Here is a 21,372-nt window from a genome sequence, read left to right as displayed (position 1 = left end):
CACTCTAATCATCCCGCTCCAGCAACAGGGTGTAGGACATGACCAGGCCGCCGAAGCTGCGGTTGGGGCAGACCTGCGTCACCCGCCAGCTGTCGCGGTTCAGTTCCAACACTTTCTCGTTTAGTGCATCGATGTCCACCTGGCTCGACCAGAAGCTGCGTCGACGGAACTCGAGTATTTTCTGCACCTTGCTCTCTCCCTTCTTTTACGACAATGACATGCATCACCGGCCCCGCTTCGCAAAATAGCCCGGAGCGAGACCGACAGACTGCCTTTCCTGACTTTTTTCGCCACAACTTGCACATTGTGGACAGGCCACCAGATCCGGCCTGTTTTGCGCTTGCCACTTCCCGGTCACTTATGTACAACGGTTTTCATTGCTAACAAGAACACATGGCTATGCTGATTTACAACCCGGCTGTGGGCGACCCCCTCTGTGCGCGCTCCAGCGACTTCCACCTCAGCGAATGGTTCGATAATTGAGTTGACGCTATCGGGCACGGTAGCGGAACCCCACGATTTTCCCTCTTGACCTGCCCACAAAAAATCATCGAGTTGTATTTGGTGTTTAAGCCGGCGGGACCAACCCCCACTGAAAAGCTCACTCCTCCCTTCAGGAATGCCGCAGGTGTACTGCGTCAACCGTACGGCGGAGCCGCGTGAGCGAAAACAAAAATTCATAACTACACAACAATCCAAGGTGCGCCCATGAAGAGATACAGCAAGAAACTGATCGCCCTGGCCATTGCCGCTAATGTGGCCCCGGCCGCGCTGCAGGCCCAGGAGGCCGGCAGCAACGCTACACAACTGGAGGAAATCACGGTTACCGCCAGTCGTCGCTCCGAGTCGATCCAGGAAATCCCCTACAACATCACTGCCGTTACCGGTGAGGACCTGCAGAATGTCGGCGCCGACGACCTGACCAAGATGTCGCAGTTCATCCCCGGCATGCAGATGATCGATGCGGGCGCTCGCAGCACCGGCCTGGTGACCCTGCGCGGCATGAACGTGGGCGGGCTGCAGGCCTCCGAGAACCAGGGCGGCAAGGACATTATCTCCCGCTACGTCAACGACACGCCGCTGCTGATCGACTTCAAGCTGGTAGACATCGAGCGCGTGGAAGTACTGCGTGGTCCGCAGGGCACCCTGTACGGACGCGGCGCCATGGGCGGCACCCTGCGCTACATCCTCAACAAGCCCACCACCGAGGCAGTCGAGGGCTCCGTGAGCACCGAGTTCTACCGGAACAGCGAAAGCGATGGTGTATCCACCGAGATGAGCGGTGTCTTCAACCTGCCGCTGTCCGATACCCTGGCCCTGCGCGTATCCGGCACCCGCGTCGACGATGCCGGTTTTGTCGACTACGAGAATGTGCTGGTCGAACCTGGCGTAAGCAACGCCGAGCGCACCATCAAGGACGCCAACACCGAGGAAACCAACTCCGTCCGCGCCGCCCTGCGCTGGGAGCCCAATGACACTTTCTTTGCCCAGGCCAGCTACTACGTGCAGGACCAGGCTGCCGGCGGCCGCCAGGCGGTGAACCCGGAATTTACCGGCGGTGACTTCAGCTCCGCGCTGCGCTACGAGGAAGTCCGCGAGAACCGCGATGACCTGTTCAACCTCGAGGTGGGACTGAACACCGAACTGGTGGAAATCTTCTCCACCACCTCCATCGCCGAGTACGAGGGCACCGGCAACCGCGACCAGACCGACCTGCTGTGCGTGGATATCTGGCCGGGCTACTGTGATTTCCCGGAGTTTTCCGGCTACACCGTGGACGACAACAATTCCGAGTCGCTGGTCCATGAGACCCGTTTCCTGTCCACTGAAGCCAATTCACCGGACTGGCTGGACTGGATCGCCGGCGTTTATTACGAGGAGACCGACACCCTGCTGGACGCCCGCGAATATACCCCGGGCTACCAGGACTGGGCCGGCATCGATACCGGTTACGGGGAGCTGGAGTACTGGCGTTTCGCCGACAGCACATTCGAGGAACGCGCGCTCTTCGGTGAAGCCACCTTCCACGCCAGTGAGCAACTGCAGATGACCCTGGGTGCACGCTATTTCGAGCAGGAGGAGACCTTCGCCTACGACTGCAACCTGTTGCCGGTTTACTGGTACTGGACCCGCGATGCTGTAGAACCCGAGTGTGTCTCCGGTAGCGGCGAGATCGACGATACCGTCTTCAAGTTCAATGCGGCCTACGATGTCACCGCAGACGTGATGCTGTATGCGACCGTCGCCGAGGGCTTCCGTCGCGGCGGCACCAACGCCGGCCCGCAGCTGCTCGACAGCGAACGCACCTTTGGTTCCGACCGGGCCCTGAACTACGAACTGGGCTGGCACACCACCCTGGCCGACGGCGCGGTGATCTTCAACGGGGCCATCTTCCGGATTGACTGGACCGACCTCCAGGTTCCCACCAAGTCCCAGGAAGCGGCAATCAATATCACCAAGAATGCCAGCGAGGGCCAGATTGATGGTATCGAGCTGTCCACCCAGGCGGCCGTCACCGATAACCTGACCCTGAGCGGCTGGGTGACCTACTACGACCATGCGCTGAATGGCGACGCTCCGGAAATCGACGGCTTCGATGGTGACGCCTTCCCGGGGGTTCCCAACCTGCAGGCGAACATCGCGTTCGATTACTTTATTCCCGTTCCCACCGGTGAGCTCACCCTGCGCGGCAATGCCTACTTCAAGGACGAGGTACAGAGCCGCCTGAACAGCCTGGGCGACAACTTCGACAACGAAACCCTGGATGCCTACCGGGTCTTCAACCTGTCGGCGGACTACCGTCTCGACCAGTGGCGCGCGTCCCTGTTCCTGGACAATGCCACCAACGAGTATTACTTCTCCGGTGTGCGCAGTGCCAAGCGCTACGGTGAGCGCGGCCAGTTCTACTACGTCGGCCAGCCGCGCACCATGGGGGTCAATTTCTCTTACGAATTCTGACAACCACCTCTCACAGGATGATTCAGCGGGGCCCCGGCCCCGTTTTTTTTGTGCCCGTTTTCCAGCGCCGGGTAAAAACCGCTAACATCGGCTGGAAGCGCGGGCGATGCGCAGCCCTGTGCCAGCCACCAGACCAGAGGTACAGATTCCATGCCCGACACCGATATCGCCGCGCGCCTGCAACAGGTGCGTGACGCCGTGCAGAGACGGGACTGGCGCACCGCCACCCGCCTGAGTATCGAGGTGCTGCAGCGCGACCCGGACCAGCCGGATGCCCACCTGGTGCTGGGCCTCGCTGCTGCCGAAGGCGGCAAGCCGGGTATGGCCCTCAAGGCCTTCGACCGTGTCCTGCAGCTGGATCCCGGGCGCCACGACGCACGCGCCCAGAGCGCCCGCTGCCTGGTACAGGCCGGGCGGCACCGGGAGGCAGAACAGGAAGCGGACCGCTGCGCTCCCGAGCTGGCCGACAGTGCCAAGCTGCTCGACCTGGTGGCGACGGTTTACAGCCATATCGGCAAGCAGGACAAGGCCGCACCCTTGTTCCGCCGCGCCGCCGCGCTGGCCCCGGCGGATATGGCCATCCTCTCCAATGCCGCCTCGGTGGAGGTTTTCCTGGGCGAAAAGGAACGCGCCCGCGCCTACCTCGAACAGGCGCTGCAGCAGGATCCCGGCCACTACCGCAGCCACTGGCAGCTGTCGAAAATCCATCGGGCCACGGACCGGGGGCATATCGAGGCCATGGAGAAGCTGGTATCCGGGCTCGGCACCAATCACCCCGGCCGGCCGTTCCTGCACTATGCCATCGGCAAGGAATACGAGGACCTGCAAGACTGGAACAGCGCCTGGACCCACTACCATGCCGGCGCCGAGGCCCAGCGCCGCCGTATCGGCTACGCCCCGGCCGCCGACCGGACCCTGTTCAAAACCCTGCGGCGGGGATTCGACCGGGACTGGCTTGACTCCACGGACCGGGCAACAACCGCCGATAACGATGCGACCCCGATATTTATCGTGGGCCTGCCACGTTCCGGTAGTACCCTGGTGGAGCAGATCCTCGGCAGCCACTCACAAGTTCAGCCCCTGGGAGAACTGCACCAGTGGCCGCTGGCAGTAAAAAGAAGCTGCGGTGTCGCGGTGTCCGGGCTGGTCAATGCCGAGATCGCCGCGGCCGCTGCCGGCATCAATCCGGCGGAAGCCGCTGACACTTACCTGGAGAGCATCCGCCACCTGCGCGGTGATGAACCCTGCTTCACCGACAAGTTACCGGGCAACTTCCTCTACCTGGGGCTGCTGGCCAGGGCCTTCCCCCAGGCTCGCTTCGTCCACGTGCACCGCAACCCGATGGACAGCTGCTTCGCCATCTACAAGCAGCTGTTCGCCGATGCCTATCCCTATTCTTACCGGCTGGATGAGCTGGCGGACTACTACGTGGAGTACCGGCGCCTGATGGACCACTGGCAGGCGCTACTGGGCAATCGCCTGTACAACGTGGACTACGATGTGCTGGTGGTGGACCAGCACAGGCAGACTGAACAACTGCTGGACTACCTGGGCCTGCCGTTCGAGGAAGCATGCCTGCAATTCCACCGCTCCGCGGCCGCCGCTGCTACCGCCAGTGCCGCCCAGGTGCGCCAGCCCCTCCACGCCCGCTCTGTGGGACGCTGGCGGAAATTTGCCGGGCAACTGGCGCCACTGCGCCAGAAGCTCGAGCAGGCAGGGCTTTCCCTCGACTGATCCCGGTCCCGCCTGATCCGGGTATTCGGGCCCTGCGTAGAGTGCTTTTACTAATGGCCGAAAGGAAAAGCCCGATGCCCGGAACCGCAATACCCCGTGTAATCCTGCTTCTCGCGGCCAGCCTGCTGCTGGCCGCCTGCTCCAGCACCGATATCTCCGAATATCGCGACCGGCAGCCACAGCTTGTGGCGGAGGAATTCTTTCGCGGCCCTCTGACTGCGCACGGTATTGTCAAGGATCGCTCGGGTCGCGTCACGCGCACGTTCACTGCGGAACTTAAGGGCAGCTGGAACAATGGTGAGGGCCTGCTGCAGGAACGGTTTGTGTTCGACGACGGCGAAGTACAGTTCCGCGACTGGCACCTGGTACCCACCGTAACCGACAGTACTGGCGTGCGTACATATACCGGCTCAGCGGGTGATGTGGTCGGCCCGGCGGCAGTGCGCGTCAGCGGCAACGCCATGTTTATCCGCTACACCCTGCAGGTACCGTGGAAAGGTGACACCATCGAGGTGGATGTCGATGATCGCATGTACCTGGTATCCGACCGGGTATTGATCAACGAGTCCAGCCTGAGTAAATGGGGCTTCAACGTGGGCGAGATTGTGCTGACCATCATCCGGGGGCAGCAACCCTGAGCCACCACGCGCACCATGCTGCCAGGGATTAGCCCCACAGCCTGGGCCCCACCACCCCCAGCTCAGAACATAAAGCGCCAGCGCCAAATTGAGCACCACCAGCGCGGTGGCATGCCAGCGGGTAAGGCGTCCTGCCTGTCCGCCACCCGCGTGCCGATAGCGGAACCAAACCCGCTGGCAACATGGTCACAGGCATCGCGATACGACGGCTGTTCACGATCACCGGCATCCCCACCTGGTTACCGGACAGCCCGCTCCAATCCGCTTCAACCCGGATGCTCGGTACTGTGGCATCACCACAGCCGAATCGCTGGCAGGTCAAAGGGGACTGGTTGTATTACACCGAACACCGCGTAACGACGCCTTCGTGCTGCGAATCAAGCTGGGCGATGGCAGGCGGGAGGAGCGGCTGCTGGCACACAACCGATTCCGGTTGCATTTCGACCTGCACCCGCGGGAGGCACGGATGCTGGGCGTCAGGTCAATGCTGGCGGAGAGCGACATCGTCAAGCTGGCACTGGCGCCAGCAGCACAATGAGCGTAATCCCGGTTGTTACGCTAGGCTGCCAGCAGACCGCCGAACAGGATGACCGCACCGATCATGATCAGGCCCTGGACGATGGCAATCAGGATGGCTTTCAGGAAGCCGGTGCCCAGTACCAGCATATAGGCAATGGCGGCGAGCGGGATCGTGATCAGCATGCCCCATTCCGCCGTCACCCCGGGGATCATGCCGCCCACGAAGCGCTGGATGATCACGGCCAGCAAGAGCGCGAACAGGCAATAGAATGCGCCGGTGTTGCGCGCGCCGAGCATGACGGCAGCCATCTTCAGGGGCAACACCAGGATGGCAACCACCACGATCAACAGGATGATAAATTCCACTTTAATGCTCCCTATGCTGTAAACAGGTGACAAAGGCGAAGGCCGCCTGACCGCGGACAGGCCCGGCCCGATCCACTGGCGCATCTTCAGGCAAAATGACGGCGCCCCCTGTGGCACAGGGCGGGCCATTACCATCCCGCGAGTGACGCCGCTTCTTCCCCCCATCCACGCCGGGCCTGACCCGCGCGCGAATCAATTTGCAAAAATCCACCACGCCATCATAGCGGGCATCCGCACATTACGCATGGAGTCACAACGAAGGTGGAGTATCCCGACAGCCACATCGAAAAGGAACCGCGCCCCTGTAAGTCGGCATATAAGAAGCTGCCCGGCCCCTGCGCACAGCAGCAACATGGGAACTAGAACAGCGAGGTGGCGACAGCAAGTGCCTTACCGGCCTGCAGGCCCAGACAGAACACCAGGATACCCGCGGCAATCACGCCCAGGGTGATCAAGGCGCGCTTTTCAGGTGCGGGAACCCCTCCCCACCATTGCACTAGCTCTGATTTCATTTGCATCCTCCTTTGCTTCGGCTGTTTCCGTCCGGCAGCAATCATTACGGCGCATCCCTTGTACCGGATTATGCACGCCCCGCCACGGCATGCAAAAACCTCTTCACGCCAGTCCCGCAAAGCCCGGTATCGGGACGCTTCAAACGTAAGCGGGCCCATCAGCAGCGGAACCAATGCGTTCAACCGGTAAGGCAAAGAGACCCAGACGGTGCCCTGGAAAATGTCCTAGGCGGCTCCACCCCGTGGCGGCCGCCTATATGCAGCCACACTTTTCACCGCCAGGCCCAGGACACCCGCAGCCAGAGCCGCAAACATGACCGGGGTCCAGGGGGCGTCGAGCACCAGCAGGGTCAGACCCGAGACACTTATCCAGGCCAGCGGAATTATCCCCGCGGCCCACAGGAAAATGCCGCGGAATAACACCAGTACCACCCCCAGGGTCACTATTGCAGTGGGCGCAGGGTGGATGGCGAAGGTTTCCGCCTGGAACCAGTCGAAGCCAACTAACGGGGCGATCAACGGCATCCCTAACAGCCCCAGCAGCCCCAGCAACATGCCGAGCATCACTGCCGGGGCAATGGCTCGCGCCGGGCGATCAATGCCGAACCCGCTGGCCCCGGCTGCGGCGAGTAGGGTTCCCTGGAGCACAAAAGCCCAGCCGATATCCCGCCCTGCCCAGTTAAGCTCTCCATAGCGCTGCATGAAATAAGCCACGCCCACAAACAGCCACGGCAGGGCGAGCAGCAGGCAGGCAAGGCGCGCGCGACCGCGCAGGGCGAGGAGCAGCACCGTGCCGCCCAGCAACAATGTCAGCAGGTGCAGCGGCCAGAAATCCTCTCCCATCCGTTCCAGCAGGCGATAATAGACATCCGCCGTAAACGGGATGAAATCCTCCAGCCGATAGCTGGACCATGCACTCATAGCGACTCGATATGCCGGACCATTTTCTGTCGACAGCCCGGGGATGGCATTAGGGCGTGGCCCGCCTGCATATTCTCGTTCAGGTGATCGACCCGGGTGGTGGCGGGAATGGCACAGTTCACCGCTGGGTGGCTGACAATAAACTTCAGCAGGAAATCAGCCCAGGTCCGGCAGCCGCATTCTTCCCTCGCCCAGGCCGGAACTTTTTCACTGCGCTTCAGGCCCTTGATCAGGCGACCGCCGTCGTAGGGCCGGTTGGCAATGACCGCGATCCCGCGCTCCCGGGCCAGCGGCAACAGACGGCTCTCCACTTCCCGGTGGGTAATGTTGTAGGTCAGCTGGGCAAAATCGATATCCCCGGATGCCATTACCCGCTCGAACTCCCGGTGGCGGCGCCCGTGGGAGGTGGTGATGCCGATGTACTGGATCTTGCCCTCGGCCTTCAGCTCGCGCAGGGCTTCCAGCTGCTGTTGCCAGTCCACCAGGTTGTGCACCTGCAGCAGGTTGAATTCCGGCAGGCCCCAGCGCGCCGCGAGCTGCTGGAACTGCTGCCGGGCAGAGCCACCCGCCGGGCTCCAGACCTTCTCGGCGGAAAACAGGGACTCGGGGACACCCAGCTTTTTCAGCGCGTAGCCCATCACATCCGGTGCCGAGCCATACATGGGGGAGGAATCCACCAGCCCGCCGCCGTGGCGGAAAAATGCCCGCACGACTTCCGTGCGGGCATCAAGCAATTCCGGGTCGCTGCCCACGTTGAATGTCCGCCAGGTACCCAGCCCGATTACCGGCAGCTTCTCGCCCGTCGCGCGGATTGGCTTGCGAACCAGTCCTTCGGCTGCAGCCCGTGAAAGCACGGGCAACATTGCCATGGCAGCCAGCGCGGAGGACAGCAGTTTAAGGAACCGCCGGCGATCAGTGCGCACTTTCGTGTTTCCCTTCATGCGTGTTGCCTCCCGGATTGAAGTGCCGCCCGGGCCTGAGAAGACCCGGGCGCAGCACGACGGTTGTTAACAGCAGGATAAAACAGGCCAGGACGAACACCTTGTTCACAAACCAGTTGGTGCGCCAGATGGTCCACTCAGGCTGCACCAGGAAGTGGGCAAACTTGATACTGATAATCAGTATCTCCAGCACCGCTATCCCCAGCGCAAGGCGATACAGGTAAGTGGGCCGCACCAGTAATGCCCAGCCCAGCCATACATGGACTACCGGCCAGAAATCCCAGTATATGTAGCGCATCCAGGGCTCACCGATCGCCAGCGCATAGCCGATGGGAAAGAGATATTTTATGAAAACGGTCCAGGCCGCGAGGATAAACAGGAAATGGGCGAGGAAGGTCACCCAGCGATTCGCGGACAGCCCGGCCGGGCTTTTACTGGCCATGGTCACCTCCCGGTATCATCCTGACAGTTCCTTTCCTGGCGGCGGATCCAGGTCTGCTCAAAAAATCCGGCGACAGGAGAACCACCGCCGGCCGGATAACAAAATGCCGAGCCCAACTCAATTGCCGGTGGCCGCCTGCAGCTCCTCCTCCAGCTTGCTGCCCTCCACGGAACGCGGCTGGTGGAACCGCCCCAGGCCCAGGTAGACCACCGGGGTCAGGTACAGGGTAAACAACGCCGCCAGGCCCAGGCCGCCGAACATTACCCAACCGATGGCGCTGCGCGCCTCGGCGCCAGGCCCACTGCTGAGAATCAGCGGCAGCCCACCGAGCACCGTGGAAAGCATGGTCATGGCAATGGGCCGCAGGCGCACCCGCGCCGCTTCGGTAATCGCGTCGTATACGCTGTGGCCGCGGTCGCGCAGCTGGTCTGCAAACTCCACCAGCAGGATGCCGTTCTTGGCCATCAGGCCAATCAACATCACCAGGCCGATCTGGGAAAAGATATTCACAGTGGTGCCGGTCAGGAACAGGGCGTACACCGCCGCCGCCAACCCGAACGGCACGGTGGTCATCACAATCAGGGCGCTGCTGATCCCTTCAAACTGGGCGCACAGCACCAGGAACACCACCAGCGCGGCAATGGCATAGGTCATCGCCACTTCCCGGGAACTCTCCTCCAGGGTATCGGCCTCGCCCAAGAACAGGATGCCCACGTCGTCCGGCAGTATCTCGCTGCCAAGGGCGCGCAGCTCTTCGACCGCGCTGGCGAGCGGATAACCCCGGGCCAGGCCCATATCGATCTCGATCGCGCGGCGCTGGCCGTGGCGGTCCAGCTCGGCGGCCACACTTTCCTCGCGCAGGCTGACCATGCTGGACAACGGCAGCAGGCTGCCACTCTCACTTTTCACGTAGAGGTTCACCAGGTCTTCCGGCGACGAGACCGTACTGTTGGCAGCCTCCAGCATGATCGGCACGGCCTGGTCACCCACGTTCAGGTCCACCACATCGAGCCCGTCGACCACCGCCCTGAGGGTAACGGCGATATTTTGCAGCGGCACGCCCAGGTCTGCCGCGCGGCGGCGATCGATCTCGATCGACAGCTGTGGCTGGGTGGGCCGGTAACTGATATCCGGCTGGCTCAGGTGCGGGAGGCGGTCCTCGATGGCCCGGGCCATTTCCCGGGATGCCTGGTAAATGCGTCCGTAATCGTTGCCCACCAGGGCCACTTCGATGCCGCCCCCACCGCCTCGCAGGGACAGGCTGTTGGGGCTGCTGACGCGGATACGGGCACCGGGGATTTGCGCCAGCGGCCCGGCAATCTCTGCGGCCAGGGCCTGCTGTGAGGTCTCCCGCTCTTCCCAGTTCGCCAGCGGCAGGGTTACCCGGGCGCGGTTGGGGTCATAGCGCCCGATCAAGGTGATGATATCGGTGGCATCGCCCCGCGCCACCAGCGGCCTTACCACATCCTCGATATGTTCGGCCTGACGCGCGATATAGTTTTGCCCCACGCCGTCCGGGCCGGTGGCGTCCACGCGGATCAGCCCGCGGTCCTCGGATGGCAGCAGTTCCTTGCCCAGCACCAGGTAGAGCCCGCCCGCCCCGACGGCGAGCGCCAGCGCCACACCAAAACTGACCCGCGCGTAGCGCAGGCAGGTGGCCAGGCTGCGCTGGTAGGCGTTCGCGATACGCCCACCAATACCCGCCAGGCGATGGTAGAGCGGGTGCTCCCCACGGTTGCCGGCGATGCGCGCCGTGAGCACGGGTACCAGGGTCAGAGCCACCACCGAGGACAGTGCCACCGCCGTGGCCAGCACCAGGCCGAATTCCCGGAACATGCGCCCGGCGGTGCTGGGCAGCAGCGAGATGGGGATAAACACACTGACCAGTACCGCCGTGGTGGCCAGTACCGCAAAGATGACCTGACGCGTGCCCAGCACCGCCGCCGCACGGGCGCCCAGCCCCTGGGCGCGGTGCCGCTGGATGTTCTCCAGTACCACGATGGCATCGTCCACCACCAGGCCCGTGGCCAGCACAATCGCCAGCAGCGTGAGGATATTGATGGAAAAACCCATCAGCCAGATGCCCGCCAGGGTGCCCACCAGGGCAATGGGAATAGCGGTACTGGGTACCAAGGTGGTGCGGATATTACCGAAGAACAGCCAGATGGCGGCGAGTACGATGGCAACCGTGTAACAGAGACTGGTGACCACCTCACGCACCGAACCCTCGATAAACACCGCCCGGTCTTCGGTCACGGTGATCTCGAGGTTGTCGAAGCGCTGGTTGAGGTTCCCCACCACCCGCCGGACCTGTTCGCTGATATCGATGGTGTTGCTCTGGGCCTGGCGCACGATGCCCAGGCCGATCACCGGCCGGTCGTTCAGGTACACCAGCGACTGCACATCCTCGGGCCCGAACGCCACATGCGCCACATCGCCGATGCGGGTACTGCCGCTGATCACGATATCCCGCACCTGCTGTTCGGTCACTGCAGACGCGTCGGTACGCACCAGCAACTGCTGGTCTTCCGAGCGGAAACTGCCCGAGGGCACGTCCAGTGGCGCCTGCTCCAGCACCGCCGCCACATCACTCACCGACAGGCCGAAGCTGGTCAGGCGCAGCGGGTCCAGCACCACCCGCAACACCCGCTGGCGCTGCCCGGAGATGGGCACGTCGGCCACACCGGGTATCGAGATCAGCTCCGGCACAATGTCCTTCTCGATAATGTAGGTCAGTGCCTCGTCGCGCAGCCGGTCACTGGTCACCGCCAGGTTGATCACCGGCTCCGGCTGGTCGGCGGCCTTGACCACCACCAGCCGCTCCACGTCCTCGGGCAGGTCCCGCTGGGCCTGGTTCACCGCCTCGCGCACATCCGCGGCGGCAGTATCCAGGTCGACATTGGCATTGAACTCCACGTGGATACGGAAGTTGTTTTCCTCGCTGGAAGACTGGATATTCCTGATCCCGGATACCCTGGCCACCGCCCCCTCGACAATGCTGGTAACCTCGGAATCCATGGTTTCCGGGGAGGCGCCGGGCATTTCGCCGCGGATCGACACCACCGGCACATCCACGTCGGGGAGCTCTCGCACTTCCACCGCGCTGAAGGCGGCGATACCGGCAATGGCAATCAGCAGGTTGAGCACCAGCACCAACACCGGCCGGCGGATTGCCAGGGAGGCCAGGTCACTGCGGTGCGGCTGAATATGGACGCCGGGAGTATTGTCGCTGCCCACGGCTTACAACCTCGCCATGTTGGCTACCGGCATTCCCTCACGCATGCGCTGGGTACCCTCGGTCACAATCGCCATATCCTCGGGCAGGTCCGCGTCCACCAGGATGGCACCCTGGAGGCGCTGCACGACGGTGGCCGGGACCCGCCGCGCCTTGCCACCCTCCACGGCCCACACAAAGGCGCCATCGTTGCCCCACTGCAGGGCCACCTCCGGCACCACCGGGTAACGGCCCGCGGCCAGCTTCATGGTGACCCGGAAACTCATGCCCGGGCGCAACCGGTCGCCACGATTATCGACCCGCGCGCGGACCGTGAAGGTCCGCGTGTCGGGGCTCACCCGGCTGTCGATATCGATGACCTCCCCCCGGTGTTGCGGGTCGCCGTTGGCCCAGGTGGCGACGGCAATGTCCTGCCCCTGGTCGATCTGGCCCAGGAACAGCTCCGGCACCTGGAACGTCACCAGCAGCGTGCTGCGGTCATCGATGGTGGTGATTGCCGTAGAGGGATCGACCCGGGCCCCCGGATCAATGTTGGTAATACCGACATACCCGTCAAAGGGTGCCTCGATCGAGCGGTGGTCCAGTGCCACCTCGGCCCGATCCAGGTTCAGCCTGGCGCGCTCCACCGCGCTGCGGGCATCGTCGACGGCATTCTCGGTGACGGCACCCGACCCCTGCGTCCGCCGGTAACGGCTGTAGAGGCGTTTTGCGTCTTGCAGTTCCACCCGGGCCAGCTCAACCGCGAGCCGCTGGTCGCGCTCGTCCAGCCGCACAATGGCCTGGCCCGCCTCGACCCGGTCCCCGGCCTTCAGCGTGACCTCGACCACCTCACCGCTCACTTCCGGGTACAGGGTGACGCTTTTATCGGCGCGGGAGGTGCCCACGGCCTCAATCCGCACCAGTCGTGGCTGCCAGAGCACGGCCTCTGTCACCACCGGCTGGGCCCGGCCCTCTCCCCGCGCCCCGGCTGCCTCGCTGGCCGGTTCACATCCGAACAAACTAGTCAGGGCCAGGAGTACGGCGCTGGTCATGGCCGCGCGGCACGGGCGGCTGCGCCCTTCGTCAGCTGTATTCAAGGGATCTCCAGTAGTCTCTTGTCATTATCGGCGAACGTAACGCCCAGCTTACTGCGGCCTGTTCACCTTTGCATCCGTCGGATACATGCGACCAACACCCGCCGGTGCGGCAACGGATGCATACGGCAGAAACATGCCAGCGGGTCACTGAACTTTCCGCACGGCACACCTTGCCAGGTTCATCTGTTTATCTACGATGCTCGTAAAGGAAAGCATTGGCCACTGATCCAGGGACGTTGTACGCCCATGAAAACAACTGCCGCCACCCTGCCACTGCTATTGCTGTGCGGGACCGCAGCCGCTGCTGACATCACGGTCCGTTTGCAGAACCCGCCCCCGGCGGGCACCCTGGTGTTGCAGGTCTACGACGACCCGGATGCATTCGGCAAATTCCGCGGTGCCGCGCGGGAAGTACGCTACACCATCCAGCCCGGCGAAACCTATGTGATACCGGACGCCCCTGACGGGGAAGTGGCGGTGCTCGCTTACCTGGACGAGAACAACAACCGCGCCCTGGACAGGAACTTCATCGGTATTCCCCGTGAGCCGGTGGGCCTGTCCAACAACTACCAGCCCAAGGGACCGCCCAGCTTCCGGCAGGCAAGCTTCTCCGTACGGCGGAACGACAGCAACAACGTCAATATCGCGCTTTACAGCATCCTCGGCGATGCCGGCCAGTGGGGCGTGGGCCTTGGCGTGATCGGTCGCGGCAGCCCCTATGTGGGGTCGGATGCCAGCGTCATCCAGCCCATACCCGCCATCACCTACTTCGGTGAGCGACTGCAGTGGGTGGGCCCAAGCCTGCGCTACGGGATACTGGGCAGTGACGATCTGCGCGTGGCGCTGAGCGCCTCCTACCGGGTGGGTGCTTACGAGGAAGACGACAGTGACTTTCTCAAGGGCCTTGGCGACCGCGACAGCACATTGATGGCGGGGCTCGGCCTGGTCTACGAGGGCCCCAGTGGCTTCGAGTTCGACCTGGGCTATGAACACGACGTGCTCGACCAGATCGGTGGCGGCACCGCCGTGGCCCGGGTATCCCGGGGCTTTCAGTTCGGCAACCTGCGCCTGGCGCCGCAACTCGGCGTCAGCTGGCTCAGCAGCGAGTTGGCGAATTACGATTTCGGTGTACCGGCCTCTGCCGCCCTGCCCGGCCGCCCCGCCTACAATGTCGGGAGCGCCGTGACCGTCGAACTGGGCCTGGGTGGCTTTTACGAACTGACCGAGAACTGGCGCGTGGTACTCAATATCGCGGTGGAAAACCTGGACAGTGATATTACCGACAGCCCCATTGTCGATGATGACCGGCTCATCAAGGGCTTCGGGGCAGTCACTTACGCTTTCTAGGGCACTGCAGGCCCGCGCAGGCACCTGCCCGCTATCCGGCGGATTTTGAACGGCCTTTGCACCCGGTTACTCCCCTTGGGCGGACAGCGCCGAGTCCCGTGCCTCTTTCGCTTCCCGCAGGATCTTGATCCCGCCGCGAACCACCACCAGTGAAATAATGGTGCCCACAACCAGGTCGGGGAAACGGTTGCCAACAACAGCCACCAGGATTCCAGAAGTAATCACACCCAGGTTGGCGATGACGTCGTTGGTGGAAAATATCCAGGATGCGCGCATATGTACGCCCCCGTCCCTGTGCCGCGATATCAACACCAGGCAGGTAATATTGGCCAGCAGGGCAAGGGTACCAACGGACATGATCAGCAGGCTTTGCGGCTCACTGCCAAACAGGAGCCTGCGCAACACCTCAAACAATACACCCAGCCCGAGAATTACCTGAAGTACACCACTGACCTGTGCCGCCCTTGCCTGCAGAAGCACCCCCCTGCCTACGGCATAAAGCGCCAAGCCGTATACCGCGGCATCCGCCAGCATATCGAGGGAATCGGCAATCAGACCCGTGGATTGCGCCAGCCATCCCAGCAGCAACTCAATGACAAACATGCCGCCGTTAATGACCAACAGCAGCACCAGCGTCCTTCTCTCGAGCTTCTCCGCCTGCCCCGCCCCGCAACCGCATTCTGGCATCCTGTACAAATCCTCACGAAACAATTACAGCGATATCATGATATAGGGGCATTCAAGCATATCCGGCCAGTAGCCTTCCACCCGGAACAATTACCGGCCAGCTCAGTGCGGTACCACCTCATGAAGGCTGGAGCTCAAACGGGTCAACCCTGGTGCCCTGGTGAAAAACCATTTTCCAGCACCCGTTTTCCAGCCTCCACAGTGAGCTTCTGCGGGAAAAGGTTCCAGAGCCGTCCCCGTCATTGACAATAAAAGCCCGATAAACTGTCTGCACGATGTCGTCCGCCAGCTGGCGACATTCCCAGTCCCGGGTCATGGCAGACCAACCTTTTCCCTCAGGTAAGCAGGCCAGGACTTCATCAAGACCAAAATAGGCCCCGCCAGCACCGACTTCCCTGAAATCCGCTGAGAGCAGTTTTGTTAACTCCCCAGGCGATCTTCTAACCTCAAAGCGCAGTAATGCTTTCTCTCGCCTTATTATTTCTTCTTTGAGTGCCATCGCCCTGCCCCGTTTACGCCAACATGGCTTCACTGGGTAACCATGAGGTTCACATTGTAGCCGCTATTCAGGCTTCACTGATCGTCTGCTTTGGTCTACCAGGGCACGCGGCACCTGCTTGTGGATCAACACTCCCCCGCCAACAGCGATTACTAAAGCCGGCAGGCCAACCGCAACGAAACCGGGAAACAATGCAAGCATCGTAGCGAACTGCCCAACCCCGACCGCGACCAGGCCCACATAAGACCAGCTCATGAAGTAGGCGTGATACAACATCCAGGTATTTCGGGGGCTGCGCAAAAGCGCGGGAACAAACCCTGCGCTTAAAGTCGCCAGGCTTACCAAAGCCAGCACATGGAAAGGACCCGGGCCTTTCGAGTCCTCGTATACCAGCAATGCACTCAGATTCGCCAATAACAGTGCAGCGCTATACAGGTAACCCAGTATTCGGTGGTTCTCGCCACCCTTTTTTTGCAGAAAAACGAGGGCACCGATCGCAAGAGCGGCGACTGCGAAGATTATATGAGCTGTCCCAAACATAGCGTATCATCCCTGATGGACCCGGCAATTCTTGCATATCACGCCCCGGGAAGCGGAATGCCCCGCAGCCTCTCTGCCAGGCCTGCCTTTACACCTAATTGCGCCTGTGCCTCTCTGCTCCCGCTCGGGTCGCCCTCCAGTATCAAGACGACAACACATAAGGCCAAGCTTTGCTGAAACCACTGCACTTGCTAATTTCGAGCGCGCTGGATAGTAGATCTGCGGGCGGTGCTATCCGGCCTGGCAGCACATGCCCGCGAGCGCGTCCCTGCGCTGGAACTCAGCATAAAGCTGGGTTAAATAACCGAGCGCCAACGGTTATGTCAGTGACACACTGGCGGTTAGGCATCTACAACCCGGCAGTAGCAATAAATAAAATGCTGATCAGTGCCGAAAGGCGTTCGGTGATTTTCGTATTCATGGCCCAGCAGCACAAATGGCTCTCCAAATTGATCGTGCAAGGATCCAGCGCTATAGCGCTGAACGGGTAATCCACTGCACTTTTCGGGGCCATCCGTGGCAAACGTTGACACAATCACATGCCCACCCGGCTTTACTGAATTCAATACGGTTTTTACGTACTGATCCCTTTGCACCGATGTTGTCAAAAAATGAAACACAGCCCGGTCATGCCATACATCAATAGAATGCTTAGGCAAACTCAGCCGTATAACATCTTCCACTATCCAACGGACTTTGTTCGCCGCTACGCCCAACCTTTTTTGGGTGACCTCCAAAGCGGATGAGGATATATCCAGAACACTTAAATTACGATATCCCGAAGCGATCAGGTCATCCACGAGCAATGAAGCGCCGCCACCCACATCCATAATGTGCGCTTCAGGATCAGGCTCAAGTTTTTTTATAAGATCTAAAGACGTCTTCGCATGTGGCTGGAACCAGCTCACCTCATCACTCGCCTTGGTCTTATAAACATGTTCCCAATGGCCTTTCTCACTCATACAAGAATTTCTGCCTAATGAATAGATATTTTTTAACGCCGCTTGCTTGGGGTTTTCGTCCGGTTCTTGTGCGCCGAGAGTAGCACATGCACCCCCGAGAGGCACCTCAAGGAGCCGGCGCAATCTGCCTGCGAGAGCTATAGGGCTCAACACTCAAACTTGCTCCACATTTGCTGCAGCTCTTCTCTCGCAGCCTTATATCAAAGGCGCTGACACCTCTGGCAGCCTGCCCTGCCCTGCCCGGCCCTACACAGACTACACCGAAGCGATAGAGCGCACCCAAAGGGCCAGCACCCGGTAGCCGTGGAATCCAGAGGCCAAGGTTACTATATCTCCTTAACAATATTTTTTCACAGATCTATGTGTATCAAGGTGAAAATATACTGAATAATTACAAGTAGAATTAACTTCTGGTTATTAATAATAACGCACTGCCCCCCAACCCTTATGGTGACGCTATAGACGTCGGCCGACGCAATGCGCAGGAAGTTCAGTGCAGGCCACGCCTTACGTGCCCGTAACGAATTCGATGGCCTTGTTATCCGGCATGAGATTCCACAAAATAAGAACTAGGCTAAAAATCCCGCTCAGGAACCTGCACCAAGTATGGCTCCAGAAAGCGAAGGTGCGGCGGCTCTATCTCGTAACAATCGTACATTGAATCCTAAGATTCTACCTGGAACTCTTACTGGATCGCACCAATATCAAATTTCGTGAATGCATACCTGTCCGGCAATTGCCGACTTCCCTGAGCATTCAGCTAGGAATCGGCGAACACCAGGTTTTCTGTCAATCATCTTTAAACGTGGGTAAGTCTTAACATTAACGCCGCGAGCAGCGGCAGCTTGCTTTGGGCGCTTTATGCGCAAAAATGGGAGCGAAGCGACCTGCGCATAAAGTGCACAAAGTAAGCTGTCCGGTGGAGGCCCGCAGGGCCGGAACGAAATGCCTCGCCTTGTTATGTATGTTACCCACGGACATAGATAGCGGCGCTCTTGGGCGGAGCTTGGTACTCCCACCCCATTGATGAAATGCACTGATTAGCCAGAACCCTGACTCGCCTCCAAAATACATTATCAAATAGTTGACTATCATCCATGTAAAGTTCTTGAAACTGCGTGCCAGAGTGGCTCTCTAAATATTTATCAAGCTCGTCAAATGCTAAGCGTTGCGAAGCTGAGGCTAAACTCAAAGACAATCCTTCTGCATAAGCTGCCTCAAAATCCAGAACCAGCTCTTCTCCTTTACATACGAAATCACGAAACAGCCCCAGCTGGATTTCTGGGCTTAAAGCCAAAGCATAAATAGCTCGTTGAAGTTCAGTCATTTCTCGAATACATAACGCCCGTAACAGGGGCGACCAATGCTATGCACATTTTGTGCGAAACTGGGAGCGCAGCGACCCGCACAAAACGTGCATAGCGTTGGGCGTCCCGCGGAGGCCCGAAGGGCCGTAGCATACTGCTTGCGCTTGTTAGGGCTTGATATCACTGCTGCGTTCTTTGTTGCTTTTATGTAGGGATACCCTGCTATTCAGTGAGCTACAGCTTACAGCTGAAGCCACTTTATAATTTCCTTCTTCAGCGCTCACCTCAGCAAGGACTAGCTTTTGACCTGTATCGTCAATGGCACTTGGGCTTACATACGCGTTGCCCAAATCAACGATGCCTTGCGTACAGATATGGTAAGCCACTTCATACTTACCTTTTCCAATTTCCGCATTCCCTTGTGCCAATAAGGACTCAATTCGAGCTATATCTGCAGATAAAGAAGAATGTGAAATGAGCAATATCGATGCTAGAAAGTATCGATTCATAGCCAAGAGCCCTAACGCCCACAGCAGGGGCGCACAAGGTAAGACGTCCCGCGGAGGCCCGAAGGGCCGTAGCATACTGCCTGTGATTGTTAGAGTTGGCGGACTCAGAACCTGGAATCGTTCTCACAGGGAATACCATCATTGTCTCCATCCATTTTTGTATTAGGGCAGTTTCTTATGAAGAAAACCGCCTCTTCTCTGGATGTCATTTGGCTACAATGCTGCCGGCCATCACATTTAAATTTTTGATATGAAGCCGGGCTGGATTTCACTGGCTCCTTGGATGGAGAAAGTTTGATTGTTTCCATGCCATCTACAGAACGACCAACCTTCTCTACTTCGTAGTCTCCCCATCGGGCCTCATGAGCAGCGAATTTTTCTTGGTAGAGCTTCCAGCCAGCGAATACCAATAGGCCGAAAATTACTATTTTTCATTATTACCACTCAAAACTCTAACGCTGTTGTTTAGCGGCGCCCCGCCAGGGGCGTCCGGTGGAGGCCGCAGGCCGGAACGACCTACAACAAATTGTTAGAGATATTTTTTTGCTTATATTCATCAACTAGAGAAAAGAAAAGGTCGACGGATTTGTCATGCTCTGGCTTCTTTGCCATTCGGCAAATCTCGTCGATTGAATCTCTGAGTATTGGCGCTTCCGGGTTAACAGAAAAAGCAAGGATCATGCTGCACCAGCCAATGCAGGAACTATCAAACCCCAACTTATTTTTCACCCAAATATTAAAATCGGGAAAAAACGCTGGCGACGTCGTATCAGGTATACCTGAATCTTTCATCGCGACGCAGTAGCCTGTCAAAAATACATTGATGGAGCTTAGCGTTACTTCACCAACATACATTCCAGTTCTGGAACGAATACGGTCGATGATGTCGTAAATACTGTATTCAGTCATAGCCTCTAACGCCAATGATAAGCGGCGCCCGACTAGGGCGTCCGGTGGACGGCCGCCAGGCCGGGAACGAACTTAATTGATTTGTTATGGGTCAATAAGCATCCCTGCGAGGTAGGCAATTGCGTTTATACCCCAGACGGGGAGATAGAGATACTTCACCTCATTTCGATGAAACCATCGAGCGCCTTCGACGGGGACGCGATTGAAAGCGAAAGCAGTAATCATCAGTAAACACCAGGTTCCCTCAAACTCGCTCCCGCCTTCAAACAGCCACCAGAAACCTCCGAGCATTGAGACACTCAAAATCACAAGGGCGCCGAATAGCAGCAGGATCACAGTTTCTATTCGCCGAACTAAAAGGGATTTTGACCGCTCGAATTGCATATCTCGCATTACCCATAACGCCTAAAGAAGCCGCGCGCTTTTCAGCGTCGGCTTGCTTTACTTGTTAGGTGATTTGTCTTTATTGACCGCTTCTTGCGCAACAGTAAATAGCTTTTCTCCCAGTTTCTCGAGAGCTTCTATTCGAGCTTCTTCTTGTCCAGTGCTCCAATCGGTGTACATGTAAGGCCGAACAGTTTTATATTCACCGTAACCCTCAGCCACAGTGTAGAGATAACCATTATCTATATCAAAAAGGGACGCTTCATAAATAGAATATGAATCCCTGTGGTGGGCAGGCACAAACCACATTGCAACAATAGTTAGATTTAGAATACTGGCTGGGTTAACGTACTGGTCTGTTACGGTACTGTCATTCAAAAATAGTATTGCGTCCGCCCCAAGGCGCGCACCCGCTAATCTAGATTCTTTTAAATAGCACCCACTGTCTGCTCGGTAATTGCAAGTCGGCCTCAAGGACTGCGGCACTATTTCTAAAGATTTAACAAAACCAATATCTTTTAATTTTTCACCCCATTTTTCTATTATTTTCCTTTCTTCAATACCTACAGAATTCCATCTGTAAGGAGGAATTACAGCCACGTTAATCGGAGGCTGGGCTTGTGGCCTTAAATTTCTAATTTCTTCAACGGTATTTGCATCCGAAAACTGATGCGTAGGTATTGCTCCCCTACCGTTTTGTAGTGCATCTGACATATCTGTGGATGCGCAAGATGCCATAAAGAGAACTACAGGAAGCAATAATATTTTTCTCATTTTTAACCTCTTTGTATAGATTTACGACATTCACCTAACGCCAGTGGTAATGGGCGGCAACGGAGCACAGCATAGTTGGCGTCCCATTGACCACCTTGTTATAAACTCTGCT

General features: G+C 59.1%; 22 protein-coding genes. 5 read left to right on the top strand and 17 right to left on the bottom strand.

Features of this window, described 5'->3' with window-relative positions; genetic code table 11:
• Positions 1-4: 4 nt before the first annotated feature.
• Positions 5-187 (bottom strand): hypothetical protein, encoded by a 183-nt coding sequence (locus LVD11_RS11440; RefSeq protein ID WP_237059122.1) that lies wholly within the window; start codon positions 185-187, stop codon positions 5-7.
• Positions 188-708: 521 nt separating this feature from the next.
• On the opposite strand from LVD11_RS11440, the gene LVD11_RS11435 reads away from it, so the two are divergent.
• The 4 genes from LVD11_RS11435 (at position 709) to LVD11_RS11420 (ending at position 5,868) form a co-directional block, all read left to right on the top strand.
• Complete coding sequence (locus LVD11_RS11435) at positions 709-2,958, top strand: TonB-dependent receptor (protein ID WP_237059120.1); 2,250 nt, start codon at positions 709-711, stop codon at positions 2,956-2,958.
• Between the two features lie 150 nt (positions 2,959-3,108).
• The gene (locus LVD11_RS11430; RefSeq protein ID WP_237059118.1) at positions 3,109-4,692 is read left to right on the top strand and encodes a tetratricopeptide repeat-containing sulfotransferase family protein; all 1,584 of its coding nucleotides are present in this window, start codon (positions 3,109-3,111) and stop codon (positions 4,690-4,692) included.
• Between the two features lie 74 nt (positions 4,693-4,766).
• Positions 4,767-5,330, top strand: coding sequence for a DUF3833 domain-containing protein (locus tag LVD11_RS11425; RefSeq protein WP_237059116.1), 564 nt, complete (start codon positions 4,767-4,769; stop codon positions 5,328-5,330).
• 367 nt (positions 5,331-5,697) lie between these two features.
• Positions 5,698-5,868: a hypothetical protein gene (locus LVD11_RS11420; RefSeq protein WP_237059114.1), complete on the top strand. Its 171-nt coding sequence runs from the start codon at positions 5,698-5,700 to the stop codon at positions 5,866-5,868.
• 20 nt (positions 5,869-5,888) lie between these two features.
• On the opposite strand, the gene LVD11_RS11415 is transcribed toward LVD11_RS11420, so the two are convergent.
• The 7 genes from LVD11_RS11415 to LVD11_RS11385 all read right to left on the bottom strand — a co-directional run bounded on the left by LVD11_RS11415 (position 5,889) and on the right by LVD11_RS11385 (position 13,342).
• Entirely contained in the window at positions 5,889-6,215 is a 327-nt protein-coding gene (locus tag LVD11_RS11415) for a hypothetical protein (RefSeq protein ID WP_237059112.1), read from the bottom strand.
• 359 nt (positions 6,216-6,574) lie between these two features.
• Positions 6,575-6,727 (bottom strand): hypothetical protein, encoded by a 153-nt coding sequence (locus LVD11_RS11410; protein ID WP_237059110.1) that lies wholly within the window; start codon positions 6,725-6,727, stop codon positions 6,575-6,577.
• 225 nt (positions 6,728-6,952) lie between these two features.
• Positions 6,953-7,648 (bottom strand): DUF6064 family protein, encoded by a 696-nt coding sequence (locus LVD11_RS11405; RefSeq protein WP_237059108.1) that lies wholly within the window; start codon positions 7,646-7,648, stop codon positions 6,953-6,955.
• Complete coding sequence (locus LVD11_RS11400) at positions 7,645-8,589, bottom strand: aldo/keto reductase (protein WP_237059106.1); 945 nt, start codon at positions 8,587-8,589, stop codon at positions 7,645-7,647. The genes LVD11_RS11405 and LVD11_RS11400 overlap by 4 nt, the downstream gene beginning before the upstream one ends.
• Positions 8,561-9,031 carry a hypothetical protein gene (locus tag LVD11_RS11395; RefSeq protein WP_237059104.1) on the bottom strand — a complete coding sequence of 157 codons (471 nt, stop codon included), beginning with the start codon at positions 9,029-9,031 and terminating at the stop codon, positions 8,561-8,563. Before LVD11_RS11395 ends, LVD11_RS11400 begins: the two co-directional genes overlap by 29 nt.
• Before the next feature lie 117 nt (positions 9,032-9,148).
• A complete protein-coding gene (locus LVD11_RS11390; protein ID WP_237059095.1) occupies positions 9,149-12,268 on the bottom strand; it encodes an efflux RND transporter permease subunit in 3,120 nt (1,039 codons plus the stop codon).
• Between the two features lie 3 nt (positions 12,269-12,271).
• Positions 12,272-13,342, bottom strand: a complete 1,071-nt coding sequence (locus LVD11_RS11385; protein ID WP_237059092.1) for an efflux RND transporter periplasmic adaptor subunit — start codon at positions 13,340-13,342, stop codon at positions 12,272-12,274.
• A 246-nt stretch (positions 13,343-13,588) separates the two neighbouring features.
• Between LVD11_RS11385 and LVD11_RS11380 the strand changes: the two genes are divergently transcribed.
• Positions 13,589-14,689, top strand: a complete 1,101-nt coding sequence (locus LVD11_RS11380) for a MipA/OmpV family protein (protein ID WP_237059090.1) — start codon at positions 13,589-13,591, stop codon at positions 14,687-14,689.
• Between the two features lie 66 nt (positions 14,690-14,755).
• Here LVD11_RS11380 and LVD11_RS11375 read toward each other — a convergent pair whose 3' ends face one another.
• The 9 genes from LVD11_RS11375 to LVD11_RS11335 form a co-directional block, all read right to left on the bottom strand.
• A complete protein-coding gene (locus LVD11_RS11375; RefSeq protein WP_237059088.1) occupies positions 14,756-15,376 on the bottom strand; it encodes a cation efflux transmembrane domain-containing protein in 621 nt (206 codons plus the stop codon).
• Positions 15,377-15,494: 118 nt separating this feature from the next.
• Positions 15,495-15,875 (bottom strand): nuclear transport factor 2 family protein, encoded by a 381-nt coding sequence (locus tag LVD11_RS11370; RefSeq protein WP_237059086.1) that lies wholly within the window; start codon positions 15,873-15,875, stop codon positions 15,495-15,497.
• A 63-nt stretch (positions 15,876-15,938) separates the two neighbouring features.
• Positions 15,939-16,415 carry a DUF2306 domain-containing protein gene (locus LVD11_RS11365; protein WP_237059084.1) on the bottom strand — a complete coding sequence of 159 codons (477 nt, stop codon included), beginning with the start codon at positions 16,413-16,415 and terminating at the stop codon, positions 15,939-15,941.
• A 341-nt stretch (positions 16,416-16,756) separates the two neighbouring features.
• Positions 16,757-17,377, bottom strand: a complete 621-nt coding sequence (locus LVD11_RS11360) for a class I SAM-dependent methyltransferase (protein ID WP_237059082.1) — start codon at positions 17,375-17,377, stop codon at positions 16,757-16,759.
• A gap of 967 nt (positions 17,378-18,344) precedes the next feature.
• A complete protein-coding gene (locus tag LVD11_RS11355; RefSeq protein ID WP_237059080.1) occupies positions 18,345-18,704 on the bottom strand; it encodes a hypothetical protein in 360 nt (119 codons plus the stop codon).
• A 147-nt stretch (positions 18,705-18,851) separates the two neighbouring features.
• Complete coding sequence (locus tag LVD11_RS11350) at positions 18,852-19,193, bottom strand: hypothetical protein (RefSeq protein ID WP_237059078.1); 342 nt, start codon at positions 19,191-19,193, stop codon at positions 18,852-18,854.
• Between the two features lie 104 nt (positions 19,194-19,297).
• The gene (locus tag LVD11_RS17000) at positions 19,298-19,501 is read right to left on the bottom strand and encodes an excalibur calcium-binding domain-containing protein (protein ID WP_369413318.1); all 204 of its coding nucleotides are present in this window, start codon (positions 19,499-19,501) and stop codon (positions 19,298-19,300) included.
• A 208-nt stretch (positions 19,502-19,709) separates the two neighbouring features.
• Positions 19,710-20,102 carry a hypothetical protein gene (locus tag LVD11_RS11340; RefSeq protein WP_237059076.1) on the bottom strand — a complete coding sequence of 131 codons (393 nt, stop codon included), beginning with the start codon at positions 20,100-20,102 and terminating at the stop codon, positions 19,710-19,712.
• A gap of 441 nt (positions 20,103-20,543) precedes the next feature.
• Positions 20,544-21,260: a hypothetical protein gene (locus LVD11_RS11335; protein ID WP_237059074.1), complete on the bottom strand. Its 717-nt coding sequence runs from the start codon at positions 21,258-21,260 to the stop codon at positions 20,544-20,546.
• Positions 21,261-21,372: the final 112 nt, after the last annotated feature.

Source organism: Microbulbifer sediminum (assembly GCF_021729035.1).
In the GTDB taxonomy this organism is placed as follows: Bacteria; Pseudomonadota; Gammaproteobacteria; order Pseudomonadales; family Cellvibrionaceae; genus Microbulbifer; species Microbulbifer sediminum.
Note: the sequence above shows the minus strand (reverse complement) of the source record. Positions and strands in the feature narration are given on the sequence as shown.

Excerpts from the sequence above, each read along its gene's own strand:
- LVD11_RS11375 (WP_237059088.1), bottom strand. The coding sequence starts at position 15,376 with ATGCCAGAATGCGGTTGCGGGGCGGGGCAGGCGGAGAAGCTCGAGAGA.
- LVD11_RS11360 (WP_237059082.1), bottom strand. The coding sequence starts at position 17,377 with ATGAGTGAGAAAGGCCATTGGGAACATGTTTATAAGACCAAGGCGAGT.
- LVD11_RS11350 (WP_237059078.1), bottom strand. The coding sequence starts at position 19,193 with ATGAATCGATACTTTCTAGCATCGATATTGCTCATTTCACATTCTTCT.
- LVD11_RS11435 (WP_237059120.1), top strand. The coding sequence starts at position 709 with ATGAAGAGATACAGCAAGAAACTGATCGCCCTGGCCATTGCCGCTAAT.
- LVD11_RS11425 (WP_237059116.1), top strand. The coding sequence starts at position 4,767 with ATGCCCGGAACCGCAATACCCCGTGTAATCCTGCTTCTCGCGGCCAGC.
- LVD11_RS11335 (WP_237059074.1), bottom strand. The coding sequence starts at position 21,260 with ATGAGAAAAATATTATTGCTTCCTGTAGTTCTCTTTATGGCATCTTGC.
- LVD11_RS11370 (WP_237059086.1), bottom strand. The coding sequence starts at position 15,875 with ATGGCACTCAAAGAAGAAATAATAAGGCGAGAGAAAGCATTACTGCGC.
- LVD11_RS17000 (WP_369413318.1), bottom strand. The coding sequence starts at position 19,501 with ATGGAAACAATCAAACTTTCTCCATCCAAGGAGCCAGTGAAATCCAGC.
- LVD11_RS11355 (WP_237059080.1), bottom strand. The coding sequence starts at position 18,704 with ATGACTGAACTTCAACGAGCTATTTATGCTTTGGCTTTAAGCCCAGAA.
- LVD11_RS11365 (WP_237059084.1), bottom strand. The coding sequence starts at position 16,415 with ATGTTTGGGACAGCTCATATAATCTTCGCAGTCGCCGCTCTTGCGATC.
- LVD11_RS11395 (WP_237059104.1), bottom strand. The coding sequence starts at position 9,031 with ATGGCCAGTAAAAGCCCGGCCGGGCTGTCCGCGAATCGCTGGGTGACC.
- LVD11_RS11430 (WP_237059118.1), top strand. The coding sequence starts at position 3,109 with ATGCCCGACACCGATATCGCCGCGCGCCTGCAACAGGTGCGTGACGCC.
- LVD11_RS11400 (WP_237059106.1), bottom strand. The coding sequence starts at position 8,589 with ATGAAGGGAAACACGAAAGTGCGCACTGATCGCCGGCGGTTCCTTAAA.
- LVD11_RS11380 (WP_237059090.1), top strand. The coding sequence starts at position 13,589 with ATGAAAACAACTGCCGCCACCCTGCCACTGCTATTGCTGTGCGGGACC.
- LVD11_RS11340 (WP_237059076.1), bottom strand. The coding sequence starts at position 20,102 with ATGACTGAATACAGTATTTACGACATCATCGACCGTATTCGTTCCAGA.
- LVD11_RS11405 (WP_237059108.1), bottom strand. The coding sequence starts at position 7,648 with ATGAGTGCATGGTCCAGCTATCGGCTGGAGGATTTCATCCCGTTTACG.
- LVD11_RS11410 (WP_237059110.1), bottom strand. The coding sequence starts at position 6,727 with ATGAAATCAGAGCTAGTGCAATGGTGGGGAGGGGTTCCCGCACCTGAA.